12 protein-coding genes are annotated in these 13442 nt (G+C 69.5%); 8 read left to right on the top strand and 4 right to left on the bottom strand.

Annotated features, from left to right (window positions below):
- Nucleotides 1-76: 76 nt before the first annotated feature.
- A complete protein-coding gene (locus tag AB0I12_RS27530) occupies nucleotides 77-391 on the bottom strand; it encodes a hypothetical protein (RefSeq protein ID WP_359934852.1) in 315 nt (104 codons plus the stop codon).
- 125 nt (nucleotides 392-516) lie between these two features.
- The gene (locus tag AB0I12_RS27525) at nucleotides 517-990 is read right to left on the bottom strand and encodes a methylated-DNA--[protein]-cysteine S-methyltransferase (RefSeq protein ID WP_359934850.1); all 474 of its coding nucleotides are present in this window, start codon (nucleotides 988-990) and stop codon (nucleotides 517-519) included.
- A gap of 109 nt (nucleotides 991-1099) precedes the next feature.
- Here AB0I12_RS27525 and AB0I12_RS27520 point away from each other — a divergent pair, with 109 nt between their 5' ends.
- From AB0I12_RS27520 to AB0I12_RS27510, 3 genes are all read left to right on the top strand, one after another.
- Nucleotides 1100-1825, top strand: a complete 726-nt coding sequence (locus AB0I12_RS27520; RefSeq protein ID WP_359934848.1) for a DUF4328 domain-containing protein — start codon at nucleotides 1100-1102, stop codon at nucleotides 1823-1825.
- Between the two features lie 229 nt (nucleotides 1826-2054).
- Entirely contained in the window at nucleotides 2055-4187 is a 2133-nt protein-coding gene (locus AB0I12_RS27515; RefSeq protein ID WP_359934846.1) for a DUF4328 domain-containing protein, read from the top strand.
- A 12-nt stretch (nucleotides 4188-4199) separates the two neighbouring features.
- Nucleotides 4200-4994: a sugar phosphate isomerase/epimerase gene (locus AB0I12_RS27510; RefSeq protein WP_359934844.1), complete on the top strand. Its 795-nt coding sequence runs from the start codon at nucleotides 4200-4202 to the stop codon at nucleotides 4992-4994.
- Here AB0I12_RS27510 and AB0I12_RS27505 read toward each other — a convergent pair.
- A complete protein-coding gene (locus tag AB0I12_RS27505) occupies nucleotides 4961-5521 on the bottom strand; it encodes a TetR family transcriptional regulator (protein ID WP_359934842.1) in 561 nt (186 codons plus the stop codon). The genes AB0I12_RS27510 and AB0I12_RS27505 overlap by 34 nt on opposite strands.
- Nucleotides 5522-5609: 88 nt before the next feature.
- Between AB0I12_RS27505 and AB0I12_RS27500 the strand changes: the two genes are divergently transcribed.
- A complete protein-coding gene (locus tag AB0I12_RS27500) occupies nucleotides 5610-6752 on the top strand; it encodes an NAD(P)/FAD-dependent oxidoreductase (RefSeq protein ID WP_359934841.1) in 1143 nt (380 codons plus the stop codon).
- On the opposite strand, the gene AB0I12_RS27495 is transcribed toward AB0I12_RS27500, so the two are convergent.
- Complete coding sequence (locus tag AB0I12_RS27495; protein ID WP_359934839.1) at nucleotides 6749-7747, bottom strand: LacI family DNA-binding transcriptional regulator; 999 nt, start codon at nucleotides 7745-7747, stop codon at nucleotides 6749-6751. The two genes, AB0I12_RS27500 and AB0I12_RS27495, sit on opposite strands and share 4 nt — an antisense overlap.
- Nucleotides 7748-7866: 119 nt before the next feature.
- Here AB0I12_RS27495 and AB0I12_RS27490 point away from each other — a divergent pair, with 119 nt between their 5' ends.
- From AB0I12_RS27490 to AB0I12_RS27475, 4 genes are all read left to right on the top strand, one after another.
- Nucleotides 7867-9354 carry an alpha-N-arabinofuranosidase gene (locus AB0I12_RS27490; RefSeq protein ID WP_359934837.1) on the top strand — a complete coding sequence of 496 codons (1488 nt, stop codon included), beginning with the start codon at nucleotides 7867-7869 and terminating at the stop codon, nucleotides 9352-9354.
- 115 nt (nucleotides 9355-9469) lie between these two features.
- Nucleotides 9470-11596: a family 43 glycosylhydrolase gene (locus tag AB0I12_RS27485; RefSeq protein WP_359934835.1), complete on the top strand. Its 2127-nt coding sequence runs from the start codon at nucleotides 9470-9472 to the stop codon at nucleotides 11594-11596.
- A complete protein-coding gene (locus AB0I12_RS27480; RefSeq protein ID WP_359934833.1) occupies nucleotides 11597-12490 on the top strand; it encodes a glycoside hydrolase family 43 protein in 894 nt (297 codons plus the stop codon).
- 61 nt (nucleotides 12491-12551) lie between these two features.
- The gene (locus tag AB0I12_RS27475; RefSeq protein WP_359934831.1) at nucleotides 12552-13442 is read left to right on the top strand and encodes a hypothetical protein; all 891 of its coding nucleotides are present in this window, start codon (nucleotides 12552-12554) and stop codon (nucleotides 13440-13442) included.

Genomic DNA, 13442 nt, shown 5'->3' with positions numbered 1-13442 from the left:
GCAACGGCGAAGGTCCCGAACCCCAGGTGGGGTTCGGGACCTTCGTCTGTCCGGACGTCGCCTTGCGCGAACGACGTCAGTTGGCCTCGGGTTCCGGGTCGCCGGACTTCGCGATCGTGTAACGGCCGGCGGAGAGCAGCTGGGTCGCGTACCGGTGCGTGATGCACGGGTAGGTGCCGCCGCAGCTCAGGCAGACCGCGTCGTTGCGGTGCAGCCAGGGGACGACCTTGAGCCGCTTGGTCCAGGTCAACGGCTCCCGGTCAGGGGCGTGCATCCGGAGCGCCGCGCGCGCGGCGTCCTGGATCTCCGGGGCCGACCATTCCTCGGCGCTCTTGTTCATCAGGGCACTGAGGTCGGGGTGGAGGTGGTCAGTGGTGCGGGCTTTGTTCATTTGTATGTCTTCCAAGGCAGGTGGGAGGACGCCTGACGGATGGCACTGAATCACTCGCTTCAAACGTTAGTGCCCCGCAATGTCAGGCGCGCTCCGAGACGACCCGCCCGGGTGTCAGATCTTCGTTAGTTCCACAGCGTCTCGAGGGTGACCCGGGCCTCGAGCTCGAGCAGGTGCCGCTTGGTCGGGATGCCGCCGCCGAAGCCGACCATCTTCCCGCCGGCGCCGACCACCCGGTGGCAGGGCACGACGATCGCGATCGGGTTGCGGTTGCACGCCGTGCCGACGGCGCGGGCGGCACCGATGTCGCCGACGATCTTCGCGACGTCGCCGTAGGTCTGCATCTCGCCGTACGGGATCCGGGTGAGCTGTTTCCAGACGGCGCGCTCGAAGTCGGAGCCGCCGCGCACCGACAGCGGCAGGGTGAACTCCTGGAGCTCACCGGCGAAGTACGCCTTCAGTTGCTCGGCGGCCTCGGTCAGCAGCGGGTCGGTGCCGAGCGGCCGGTCGGTGGCCCCGAAGTGCAGCCGGCAGAGCCCGGTCTCGTCGACCGCGAGCGTGAGGTCGCCGATCGGCGAGTCGATCACGGACCAGTCCATAGGACCATCCTCCCTACCCGGACCGACATTTTCTGGCAGGAATGCGCCACGGACCGGCCGCAACCGGATGTTCTCGCCCGGTCACGCCCTGTTGTGCTATGTCTGATCCATGCCGAGCCGGGCGTCGCAAGTACCGCTGGACCGGTGGTTCAGTTCCGAGCGGGCGATGGGTATGGGTGCCTCGATCCTGATCGGACTCGTCACCGTCACCACGTGGTCGACCGCGTGGTCGGACTGGAACCTGTATCGGACCCGCAAGCTGTACGCCGACCGGCCGGGCAAACTGGCCGAGGCGGACCTGATCTCCGGCTCGCTCGGGATCGTGGCCGCGCTGGCGCTGCTCGCGGCGGCCGTGGTGTTCATCGTCTGGCTCTGGCGGGTCCGCTGGAACGCGGAGATGTTCTGCCGCGGCGAGCACCGCTTCACCCGAGGCTGGGTGCTCGGCTGCTGGCTCGTCCCGGTGGTGAACCTCTGGTACCCCAAACAGGTCGTCGACGACGTCATGGCGGCCAGCGATCCGCGCACCGACCCGTTGACGCCGGCACTCAAGGACATCCCGGGCACCCGGCTGGTGTGGGCCTGGTGGCTGACCTGGGTGGTCGGCCTGGTCACCGGAAACATCGTGCAAAGAGGCGTCCTCGTCGGCGCGTCGCAGCTGGGAGACCTGCAGACGAACGTCATACTGTCCTCCGTCTCGGCGCTGTTCACCACCGCCGCGGCCGTCTTCGCGGTGATCCTGGTCCAGCGGATCGACGAGCTGCAGACCCAGCGTCCCTGGGTGCCGTGGTGGGCGGTCGGGACACCGCACAGTGGCTTCCAACCCCCTGCGCGGTAAACCAAACCGTCACGCCCCGTCCGGTGCCTCGTTACCAATGGTGATGGGCGTACGAAAAGAACACGTTAAGTCGACACCCTCCGTGCTGGGGCCGACTGCCCTGGCATACCTACTTCGTGGTATCAATGTGGCTCGGTCACGCGGGGGCAGGGCCAGGCAGACAAGCCGGACAGACGACGGAGTTCCAGCAACGCGAGGGACGCGAGACGTGAGCCACCCGCAGGCATTGATGACTGCTGTCGAGGATCAGGAAGAATGGCAGCCGCACGCGGCTGAGGAGTTCCAGCAGGTCGGGACGGTCGGGAAGATCGCCATCGGACTGCTCGGGGCCTCGACGGTCACCCACCTGTTGTCCACCTGGTCCGACTGGAACACGTATTCCGTGGTGCACCGCTATCTCGGCGGGATGCCGAACGTCGACGATGCGGACCTGAACCGCGCCGACGCGATCGCCAAGGTCACCGCGATCCCGAACGTGGTCGTCTCGGTCGCGGCCGCGGTGGTCTTCGTGATCTGGTTGTGGCGGGCCCGGGTCAACTCCGAGGTGTTCTGCCAGGCCGACCACCGCCGCAGCCACGGCTGGGTGCTGGCGAGCTGGTTCTGCCCCGGCCCGAACCTCTGGTACCCGAAACAGATCGTCGACGACGTGTGGCTCGCCAGCGATCCGAAGACCCCTGTGTACAGCGACGACCTGCGCCGGTTCAGGACCCCGACCCTCACCTCCGTGTGGTGGGTCGCCTGGATCGGCGCTCTCGCGTTCGACGTCGTGGTCCGCCGGTTCCTGATGTGGATGGAAGCCACCGTCGGATCGCTGCGCGGGATCGCCCTGGCCGGTACGGCGTCGCTCGTGCTGACGGTCGTGTCCGCGATCGCCGCGACGATGGTGATCCGCAAGATCAACCACATGCAGACCACCCGCAAGTGGGTGCCGTGGTGGGACCAGGGCCCGAAGCTGAGCGCGGTCCCGGCGTACGAGTCCGCCGCCGTCCCGTCGTACGCGAACGACGACACCGACGAGCAGCCGGCGATCTCCGAGCCGATCGCGTCCGGCCCGGCGCTGGGCCTGGTCCGCGAGCCGCAGCTGCAGATGGCCGGTGCTCCCGAGGCGGCCGGCCCGTTCGCCCCGGCCGCCCAGGCCCCGACGCCGTTCGCGCCGACTGGTTTCGCTCCGGCCCCCGCCCCACAGACCCCCGCGCCGTACGCTCCCGCCCCACAGACCCCCGCGCCGTACGCTCCCGCGCCGCAGGCTCCCGCTCCGTACGCGCCGGCCGCCGAGCAGGCGCCCGCGCAGAGCCCGTTCGCGCCGCAGAACTTCCCGGGTGACGGCGCGGCCGCACCGGCCGCGTTCGCCGGTAACCCGCAGCTCGACGAGGGCCCGAAGTGGAGCCCGTTCGCCCCGGTCGTGGAGAACTGGCGCGACGACGACGCCGGTCCGGCGACCGAGCAGTTCAGCCCGATCGAGTCGTGGCGGGACGAGAAGCCGGTCGAGGAGACGACGTACGAGGCGCCGCAGCAGAGCTGGGAGGACTACCGCAGCTCGGTCACCGCGGACGTGCTCGGTACGACGGGCAGCTGGCGCGACGAGGCCGCCCCGATGACGGTCGTCCAGCCGGACCCCTACGCGTACCAGCCGGAGCCGGCTCCGCAGCCCGCCGAGGAGCCGTGGGCGGCGCGCTACTCCGAGCCGTACTCCTACGAGTCCGACTACCTCACCTCGACGGCCTCCCCCGCGGAGGCGCAGACCGCACCCGAGCCTGAGCCCGCGCCTGTTGCGCGCGCCGGCCGCCGGGCCGCTCGGGTCGCGGTCGACAGCCCGTCGGCGATCCAGCCGGCGGTCCCGGACAACACGACGCACGCGGCGCCTGCCGAGACCTACTCGGCGTACCCGGACCACAACGTCTACGGCCAGTCCGAGCACGCCCAGCCGTCGTCCCACGTGTCCGCCTCGTCCGGGTACTACGAGCCCGCGCCGGCCCCGAGCCACCAGGAGCAGGACGACTTCCTGACCCCGTCGAAGCCGCTCCCGCCGGTGCCGTCGTACGGTCCGGAGCCGACGTACTCGTCGAACAACGACTACACCGACTACGGCTCGTCGTACACGCCGGACTACTCGTCGTCGTACAGCTCGAACAACTCGAACGGCTACGAGTACGACAGCTACAGCAGCGAGTACAACAGCACCGAGACGTACGAGACCTACAGCCCGAACTACGCGACCGAGTCGTACCCGTCGCAGCACGAGCCGGAGCAGACCGAGTACCAGCAGCAGTCGCCGTACCAGTACGAGCAGCAGCAGCCTGCTGACTCCGACCAGCCGACCGGTCCTCGGACACACGGTCGCCGTGGTCGCTGGGGCGTCTGATCTGATAGCGGTATGCGTCTAGGTTTCGCCACCCTCGGTTGTCCCGGAGCTCCACTCGACGACGTCCTGGCACTTGCCCGGGACAACAAGTTCACGGGTCTGGAGCTGCGGGCCGCGCCGGACGAGTTCACGCACACCGGGCTGTCCGCGGCCGAGCGGCGGGAGCTGCGGACCCGGATCGAGGACGCGGGCCTGGAGATCTTCGCGATCAGCAGCTACGTGAAGCTGTGCGCGGTGGAGGACCAGCCGCTGGAGGCGCACCTCGAGCTGGCCGCCGATCTCGGCGCGCTCGGCGTCCGGGTGTTCCCGGGTGACCAGACAGACGACCAGACAGGCGACGGTACGGTGGAGGGCCCGAGCGCCGGCGAGATCCGCGCGCTCGATCGCGTCACGGCCGCGCCGCGCGACGTACCGATCCTGCTGGAGACGCACGACTCGCACTCGACGGCCCGTCAGGTCGCCGCGTTCTGTGCGCTGCTCGACGCCGATGTCCCGGGCCACAACGTCAAGGCGCTCTGGGACAGCTCGCACACCTGGTCGCACGGCGAGACCCTCGCCGAGTCGTTCGCGCTGCTGCGGCCGTGGCTCCAGGTCGTCCAGTTCAAGCAGGCCGATTCGGGGCAGGACTACCGTCCGGTCGCCATCGACGCCGGCGACTTCCCGATCGGCGAGCTGATGACTGTGCTCGACGGTACGGACTACCCGCTCTCACTCGAGTGGGAGCTGAAGTGGCACCCGCAGCTGCCGTCCCTGGCCGAGACCCTGCCCGCGGTTCACGCCTGGCTGGGATCCGGCGCGGTCAGGTAGCGGGCCAGCGTCGGCCCGAGCCAGGCGACCACCTCGTCGTCGGGCATCTTCGCGATCGGCGGGAAGCCGAGGATGTAGCGGCACAGCGCGAAGCCGAGCACCTGGCTCGCGACCAGACCTGCCCGGACCTCGGGCTGGTCGACCGCCTGCACCCGCAGTGTGGGTGCGAGCTGGGCGGCGAAGATCCCGCGCATGCGCTCGACCGCGACCTCGTTGGTGACCGCGGTCCGCAGCAGGACGCGCAGTGAGTCGTCCGCCTCCCATCGCTCCAGGAAGTGCCGCACCAGCACCTGCCCGAGCGACTCCAGCGGTACGCCGTCGAAGTCCGGCAGCCGGATGTCGAACTCCGCCGCCGCCGCGAACAGCTTCTCCTTGTTGCCGTAGTACCGCATGACCATCGCCGGGTCGATCGCCGCGTCCGCCGCGATCGCCCGGATCGTCGCCCGCTCGTACCCGTCCTGGGCGAACCGTTCGCGGGCCGCCGCGAGGATCGCCGCGCGGGTCCGGTCGGACTTCTTCTCCGTCATGCCCGCAGCATATGCCAACACGTGTTGACTTTTCGAGCCGAGAGTTCTAGCGTAAAAGTCAACAAGCGTTGATAAATGAGGAGGGACGATGACTCCGCAGCAGGCAGAGGTCGTGGTGGTGGGTGCGGGTCCGGTCGGGCTCGCGGTGGCGGTCGGTCTCCGGCTGCACGGACACGACGTGGTGGTGGTCGACCAGCAGGCCGAGGGTGCGAACACCTCGCGGGCCTGCGTGATCCACCCGCGGACGCTGGAGGTCCTGGAGCAGCTCGGGGTGACCAAGCGGCTCGTCGATCTCGGCCTGGAGTTGCAGCACTTCGCGATCCGCGCCGACGACCGCCTGCTGGTCCCGGTCGGGTTCGCGGACCTGCCGACCGAGTACCCGTTCGTCACGATGATCCCGCAGCCGGTCACCGAGCAGGTCCTGCTCGAGCGGCTGGAGGAGCTCGGCGGCGCAGTGCTCCGTCCGTATGCCGCGACCGGCCTGGCCCAGACCGCCGACGGCGCCGAGGTCACGCTCGACAACGGCGACGTGATCACGGCTCGGTACGTCGTCGCGGCCGACGGCATGAACAGCACGATCCGCGAGCTCGCCGGCCTGCGGATGCCCGGCAACACCCTGCAGATCTCCTGCAGCCTGGTCGACGTGCGCGTCGACAGCGGCCTGCCGGTCGACGAGGTCGCGCTGTACTTCGCCTCCGCCGGGCTGCTCGTGGTGGCGCCGCTGCCGGACGGGAGCTTCCGGCTCGTGGCCGAGGTGCCCGACGCGCCGGAGCACCCGGACCTCGCGTACGCCCAGCGACTGCTGGCCGACCGCGGCCCGCGGAAGTCGCACCCCGAGGTCACCGAGGTGGTGTGGGGCTCGCGGTTCCGGATCCACGAGCGGGTCGCGGATTCGTACCGGGCGGGCCGGGTGCTGCTGGCCGGCGACGCGGCGCACACGCACAGCCCGGCCGGCGGCCAGGGGATGAACCTCGGGCTGCGTGACGCGGTGACGCTCGCCGACGCGCTGTCGCAGGCGCTGAACGGTGCCGAGGCCGGCCTGGACGCGTACGCCGAGAACAGCCGCGAGGAGGCGGTCCGGGTGATCGGGCTGGCGCACCGCCTGACCCGCCTCGCGAACGTCCCGCACGCGATCCGCCCGGTGCGCAACGCCGTCCTCGGCCTGATCGGCCGGGTCAGCAAGACCCAGAACGGCCTGGCCAAGCAGCTCGCCGGCTTCCCGGAGCGCTAACCGCCCGTGGACTCGCGGACCTCCAGCGTGTACGGGACGCTGAGGTCGCGGTGCGTCGAGTCGGTCTTGCCGGCGATGCGGTCGAGGAGCAAGCTGACGGCGCTGTCGGCCAGCCACTCCTTGTCCGGCGAGATCGTGGTCAGCGTCGGCGAGTGGTACCGGCCGTCCTCGATGTCGTCGAAGCCCACCACGGCAACGTCCTCGGGCACCCGCAGGCCCGCGTCGGCCAGTGTCCGCAGGGCGCCCAGGGCGAGCAGGTCGTTGAAGCAGAACACCGCGTCCGGCGGCTCCGGCAGCGCGAGCAGTTCACGCATCGACGTGGCGCCGTCGAGCCGGTGGTAGCCGGCCGCGGCGAGCTCGAGCGCCGGGTCGTGCGGCATCCCGGCCGCTTTGAGCGCCTTGCGGTACCCCTTCCGCCGGACCGCGCCGGTGCCGGTCCCGCCGACGCCGATCGCCGCGATCCGGCGCCGTCCCAGGGAGACCAGGTGCGTGGTCGCGTCGTACGACGCCTGCACGGAGTCGACCGCGACCCGGTCGAACTGGCCGCCGGCCGGTCGTTCGCCGAGCAGCACGAGCGGCTTCCCGGTGTCCGCCGAGCTGAGCTTGGCCGGGGCGGTGGCGAGCGGGGAGAAGATGATGCCGTCGATCAGCTGGCCGCGCATCCCGTCCAGCACGAACTGCTCGGCGGCGGCCTCGCCCTCGGTCTGGTCGATCAGCACGGTGATCCCGCGCCGTTTCGCGGCCCGGCTGATCTCCGCGCCGAGCTCGGCGAAGTACGGCGATCCCATCTCCGGGATCGCCAGCGCGATGAAGTCCGAGCGGCCCTTGCGCAGCGAGCGGGCGCTGACGTTCGGCGTGTAGTTCAGGGCGGCGATCGCGGCCTCGACCTTGGCCCGGGTGCGGGCGGTGATGTGCGGGTAGTCGTTGATCACGTTCGAGACGGTCTTGACCGAAACCCCGGCCCGCGCGGCCACGTCACTCAGCCTGGTCGCCATCGGAGAACCTCCTGTAACCGACTTGTCGCCCGAGTGTGCCACCGCCGAACCCTTTACACCGATTGTCAATCGTTGTAGACATCCACGTTAAACGTTGTAAACGGCCCTGTGGAGGTCTTGTGACGCGGCTAGTGGTGGACCCGGCGTTCGTGGTCGGCGCGCTGGACCGGCGTGTCTTCGGCTCGTTCGTGGAGCACATGGGCCGCTGTGTCTACACCGGGATCTACGAACCGGGGCATCCCGCCGCCGACGCGGACGGGTTCCGGCAGGACGTGCTCGAGCTGGTCCGGGAGCTCGGCGTGACCGCGATCCGCTACCCCGGCGGCAACTTCGTCTCGAACTACGACTGGGAGGACGGCGTCGGCCCGAAGGACGAGCGGCCGCGGCGGCTCGACCTGGCCTGGCGGGCGATCGAGCCGAACCAGTTCGGCACCGACGAGTTCGTCGCCTGGTCGCGCCGGGCCGGCGTCCAGCCGATCTGGGCGGTCAACCTCGGCACCCGCGGCATCCGCGAGGCGGTCGACCTGCTGCAGTACTGCAACCTGCCGGCCGGCACCGCGCTCGGCGACCGCCGGGTCGCGAACGGCAACCCGGAGCCGCACGACATCCGGATCTGGTGCCTGGGCAACGAGATGGACGGCCCCTGGCAGATCGGCCACAAGACCGCCGAGGAGTACGCGCGGCTCGCCGAGGAGACCGCGAACGCGATGCGCCGCGTCGACCCGGGCCTCGAGCTGGTCGCCTGCGGATCGAGCAACGCCGGGATGCCGACGTTCGGCGAGTGGGAGCGCGTCGTCCTCGAACGCACCTACGACCTGGTCGACCACATCAGCCTGCACGCGTACTACGAGCCGCGCGACGGCGACCAGGCGAGCTTCCTCGCCGCCGCCGAGGAGATGGACCGGATGATCTCGTCGGTGATCGCCACCGCCGACCACGTGAAGGCACTGCGGCGCAGCGACAAGGAGCTGACGCTGTCCTTCGACGAGTGGAACGTCTGGTACCAGCAGCACTTCCCCGGCGAGCTCGGGCTGCCGATCCGCGAGGCCGGCCCGCTGATCGAGGACACCTACACCGTCGACGACGCGGTCGTCGTCGGCAGTCTGCTGATCACGCTGCTCCGGCACGCCGACCGGGTGAAGATCGCTTGCCTCGCGCAACTGGTGAACGTGATCGGCCCGATCCGCACCGAGCCCGGCGGCCGTGCGTGGCGGCAGACGATCTTCCACCCGTTCGCGCTGACCGCGCGGTACGCCGGTCCGACCGTGCTGCGGACCGCGGTGAGCGGCGGTCCCGAGATCGACACGGCCGCCTTCGGCCGGGTCCCGGCGCTGTGGAGCACCGCGACGTACGACGAGGACACCGGGGAGACCGCGATCTTCGTGGTGAACCGGAGCGAGACCGACAAGATCGATCTGGAGATCCCGGTGGCCGGACATGCGGTCCGGCACCTGGCCCTGTACGACGAGGACCGTTCCGCGGTGAACACCGCGGACGATCCGGACCGGGTTCAGCCCCGGGCCGTCGACGCCACCGAGGTCGTCGACGGTATCTGCCGTGCCACGTTGCCGCCCGCATCGTGGCACGTGATCCTGCTCAGCAGTTGATTCGAGAGGGGACCCGCCCGTGCCTTCGAAACGACTACTCGCCGCAGCCCTGGCTGTGGTTGCCGTCGCAGCCGGTACCTCGGCCGCGACGGCCGCGCCTCTGGTGCCGTCTGGGGTGACCACGACCAACGCGATCAGCTCCAGTTTTGCCGACACCTTCGCCGACCCGTCGATCATCCAGGGCCGCGACGGCTACTGGTACGCGTACGCCACCTCCGACCCGTTGGTGGCGAACGGCCCGTTCGGCCTGATGCACATGGCCCGGACCAAGGACTTCAGCTCCTGGGAGTACCTCGGCACGGTGTTCAGCGACCAGACCAAGCCGGCCTGGGCAGCGCCCGGATCGTTCTTCTGGGCCCCCGACATCCGGTACTTCGACGGCCACTACGTCATGTACTTCACCGTCACCGACACGAACGCCAACGCCGGCGGCGACCCGGCCATCGGCGTCGCGACCGCCCCGACGCCGGCCGGCCCGTGGACCGCGACCGACGGCCCGGTCGTCACGCCGAAGCCGGACGGCAACGGCGGCTTCTACGGCACCATCGATCCGGCGATGCTGACCGCTGCGGACGGCAAGCGATACCTGTACTACGGCGGCTTCTACGGCGGCATCTCCGTCACCGAGTTGAGCGCCGACGGCATGCAAGCGGTTGGTGAACCGACCCAGGTCACGATCGGCGACCGCTACGAGGGCTCGTACGTCGTCTACCGCGACGGCTGGTACTACTTCATGGGCTCGTCGATGAACTGCTGCGCCGGCCCGACCACCGGGTACTCCGTCTTCGCCGGCCGCTCGCGCTCGCCGCGTGGCCCGTTCGTCGACGCCGACGGCGCCGCGCTGACCGACTCCCGCGTCGGCGGGACGACGGTCATCACGCAGAACGGCAACAAGTGGATCGGCCCGGGCCACCACGCGTTCATCACCGACGCGGCCGGTCAGGACCACATCGTCTACCACGCGATCGACCGCGGGACGCCGTGGCTGACGAATCCGTTCGGGATCAACCGCCGCCCGATGTTGATCGACAGGATCGACTGGGTCGACGGATGGCCTCGCACGCGCGCCGGCCTCGGCCCGTCCGAAGGCCCGGTGCCCGCGCCGACCACCGGCTCGTCGCTCGGCATCGACTCGACGGATCCCGCCGCTGCTCTCCAAGGCGCCACCGAACAACCCGGCGACGCACTGGGTGGGCCGACTGCGTCCATCAACGGCGCGGCCCAAACCCGGCAGTCGGCACCGGCCGGCGACCTCCGGGTGGAGGCGGACGTTCGCCTGGGCACCTCCTTCAGCACAGTGCTTGGCAATCAGGTGGTGGCGACTGTCGCGAACAACCGTCTGACAGTGACGGCCGGCCGGCGGACGACGTCCGTGAACCTGCCGGCGGACTTCGATCGCACCCAGTGGAACAAGCTGTCCGCCCAGGTGTCCGGATCGACCGTGACGGCACGCCTGAATGACGCCGGTCTGGGAGATGTGTACGGCGAGGCGCAGTTGACCGTGCCGGGTCTGCGGCTGGGTTCTGCGCCGGTGCGGTGGTTGGGGTCGGCGGAGGTCGACAACCTGACCGTGCGGCCGGTGGCGAAGCCGGTGACGCGGATGGCCGACGTACCGCGGACCGGGGACCTTCTGAGTGCGGACGACTTCAACGCGCCGCTCGGTGCCGACTGGTCGTGGGTGCGGCCGGACGCCAAGGCGACCGTTGCCGACGGCAAGCTGTCGTGGCCGCTGGAGAACGCCGACATGACCGGCTCGTCGAACAACGCCGGACTCCTGTTCCACACGGTCCCCGCCGGCGACAGTTGGATCGCGGAGACCAAGCTGCACCTCGACACCGGCGCGGGCGACGTCCGCAACTACCAGCAGGCCGGGATGATCGCGTATCTGAACGACAGTGATTTCGCCCGCCTCGGCAACGTGGCGATCTGGAAGACCCGGCAGACGGAGTACGGGCGTGAACTCGTGGCCCGGCCGTCGGACGGCGCCACGTCGTACGGCGCGGCCGCGATCGGGCGTTCGGCGCCGACGTTGTGGATGCGGCTCGCGTACCACCGCAACGCTGCCGGGGAGCACGTGTACCGCGCCGGTACCTCGGTGGACGGGAAGAACTGGACCTGGGGCGCGTCCTGGGTGCTGCCGTCGGCGGCGAAGATCGGCCTCTACGCCCACGGCGAGTTCACCGGCGCGAACCCGCCGCCGGTCGCCACGTTCGACTACCTGAAGTTCTACGAGAGCAGATAAATGGGATTCTCCAATCCGGTGTACGACGGCAGCTTCGCCGATCCGCAGATCATTGCGGTCGGCAACGACTACTACGCCTTCGCGACCAACGGGCCGCTGGGCAACGTGCAGACGCTGACCTCGCGTGACCTGGTGTCGTGGGAGACCGTCGGTGACGCGCTGCCGTCGTTGCCGGATTGGACGGCGCCCGGACGGGTGTGGGCGCCGGAGGTCGCCGTGCACGCGCCCGACCGGTACGTCATGTACTACACGTCCCGCGACGTCGCCGCCGACCGGCAGGCGGTCGGCGTCGCGGTGGCGTCCACCCCCACAGGTCCATATGTCGACAAATCGATGAAGCCGTTCATCAGTCAGGATGCCGAGGGCGGCTCGATCGACGCGTCGCCGTTCCAGGACTCGACCGGCCGGCGCTGGCTGTATTGGAAGAACGACGGCAACGCGATCGGTGCCGACACCTGGATCTACGTGTCCGAGTTGTCCGCCGACGGCCTCACGCTGACCGGCCCGGTGCATCGGCTGATCAAGCAGGACCTGCCGTGGGAGGGCAACTTGGTCGAGGCGCCGTACATGGTCGAACGCGAAGGCAAGTTTCACCTGTTCTACTCCGGCAACGCGTTCGACAAGGCGTCGTACGCCGTCGGCCACGCACTCTGCGAGTCCCCGACCGGCCCCTGCGTGAAGTCCGGAGCCCCCATCCTGTCCACCTCCCCCGACGCCGCCGGCCCCGGCCACAACATGGTCCTCGGCGACTGGTTCGTCTACCACGCCTGGGACCCGACCCAGGTAGGAACCGACCCGAAGGGCCGCACCATGTGGCTCTCCCACCTCACCTGGAACGGTGACACCCCGATCGTCCAACCACCACTACGAAACAACCCGATGAACGGCGATTGACATAACCTTCCACCCGGGACGCGCATCAAGGTGAGCAGGAGCTCTGAGACCGGGAGGAACCTTGAAGCGTCGAGCCAGAGTCAGCGCACTACTCGGGGCGGCGGCGCTGGGCGCCGCCGCCCTTACGCCGAGCGCGCACGCTGCCACCCGGACGGTGAGTGAGGCGTGCCGGATGAATCCCGGGGCGGTCACCGCTGCCGGTGAGCAGGTCGGGTTCACGGTGACGGCGGGGTCGCCGCCTTCGATGACGAAGCCGGGATCGGATGACGGGCCGGCGCCGTTTCCGGCCGGGCAGGTGCGGTTGAGCAGTACGTTCGAGGCCGAGCCGAACGTGGCCGGGACCGATCGCACCGGGTATGTGGTGCAGGGCGATTCGCTGTACTACCGGTCGTACAACTTCAACGTCGGGATCGACGTGACCAAGCGGATCGGGGGTGGCTGGTCGAACTTCACGGCCTTCGAGGTCTCGCACTTCGAGCAGGGCAAGACCTCGCACTTCATGGCGTACGGGCTGCGCAGCGACGGCACGCTGTTCCGCTGGAGCAACGGCTGGCGCGGCGCCGGGTCGTACGCCGGGTTCGGGGCGGTGAAGTCGATGGCGCTGATCAGCAAGACGCCGACGTACGACACGTTCCTGGCGAACACCCGCGGCGGGGCGCTGTACACGATCCGGATCCCGATCACGTCGCCGATGAAGCCGATTGTCACCAAAGTGCGGGCCGGCACCTGGCAGGGTTTCGAGACGCTGATCGCGGACAAGTGCGGCAACTACGGCACGCTGCTGCTCGGCATCGACAAGGACACCAAGTCCGGCTACCTGTACGCCGTCGGGCACGCGAACGGAACCTCGACCGTGATCAACAGCCTCGGCAAGGTCAACGGCAGCTTCCCCGAGCAGGTCTACTTCCGCTGGGGCGTCGTCTTCTACCTCGACCCGCTGAACGGAGACTGA

It is taken from the genome of Kribbella sp. NPDC050459 (genome assembly GCF_040655315.1).
Lineage (GTDB): Bacteria > Actinomycetota > Actinomycetes > Propionibacteriales > Kribbellaceae > Kribbella.
Note: the sequence above shows the minus strand (reverse complement) of the source record. Positions and strands in the feature narration are given on the sequence as shown.

Excerpts from the sequence above, each read along its gene's own strand:
- AB0I12_RS27530 (WP_359934852.1), bottom strand. The coding sequence starts at position 391 with ATGAACAAAGCCCGCACCACTGACCACCTCCACCCCGACCTCAGTGCC.
- AB0I12_RS27525 (WP_359934850.1), bottom strand. The coding sequence starts at position 990 with ATGGACTGGTCCGTGATCGACTCGCCGATCGGCGACCTCACGCTCGCG.
- AB0I12_RS27520 (WP_359934848.1), top strand. The coding sequence starts at position 1,100 with ATGCCGAGCCGGGCGTCGCAAGTACCGCTGGACCGGTGGTTCAGTTCC.
- AB0I12_RS27515 (WP_359934846.1), top strand. The coding sequence starts at position 2,055 with ATGACTGCTGTCGAGGATCAGGAAGAATGGCAGCCGCACGCGGCTGAG.
- AB0I12_RS27510 (WP_359934844.1), top strand. The coding sequence starts at position 4,200 with ATGCGTCTAGGTTTCGCCACCCTCGGTTGTCCCGGAGCTCCACTCGAC.
- AB0I12_RS27505 (WP_359934842.1), bottom strand. The coding sequence starts at position 5,521 with ATGACGGAGAAGAAGTCCGACCGGACCCGCGCGGCGATCCTCGCGGCG.
- AB0I12_RS27500 (WP_359934841.1), top strand. The coding sequence starts at position 5,610 with ATGACTCCGCAGCAGGCAGAGGTCGTGGTGGTGGGTGCGGGTCCGGTC.
- AB0I12_RS27495 (WP_359934839.1), bottom strand. The coding sequence starts at position 7,747 with ATGGCGACCAGGCTGAGTGACGTGGCCGCGCGGGCCGGGGTTTCGGTC.
- AB0I12_RS27480 (WP_359934833.1), top strand. The coding sequence starts at position 11,597 with ATGGGATTCTCCAATCCGGTGTACGACGGCAGCTTCGCCGATCCGCAG.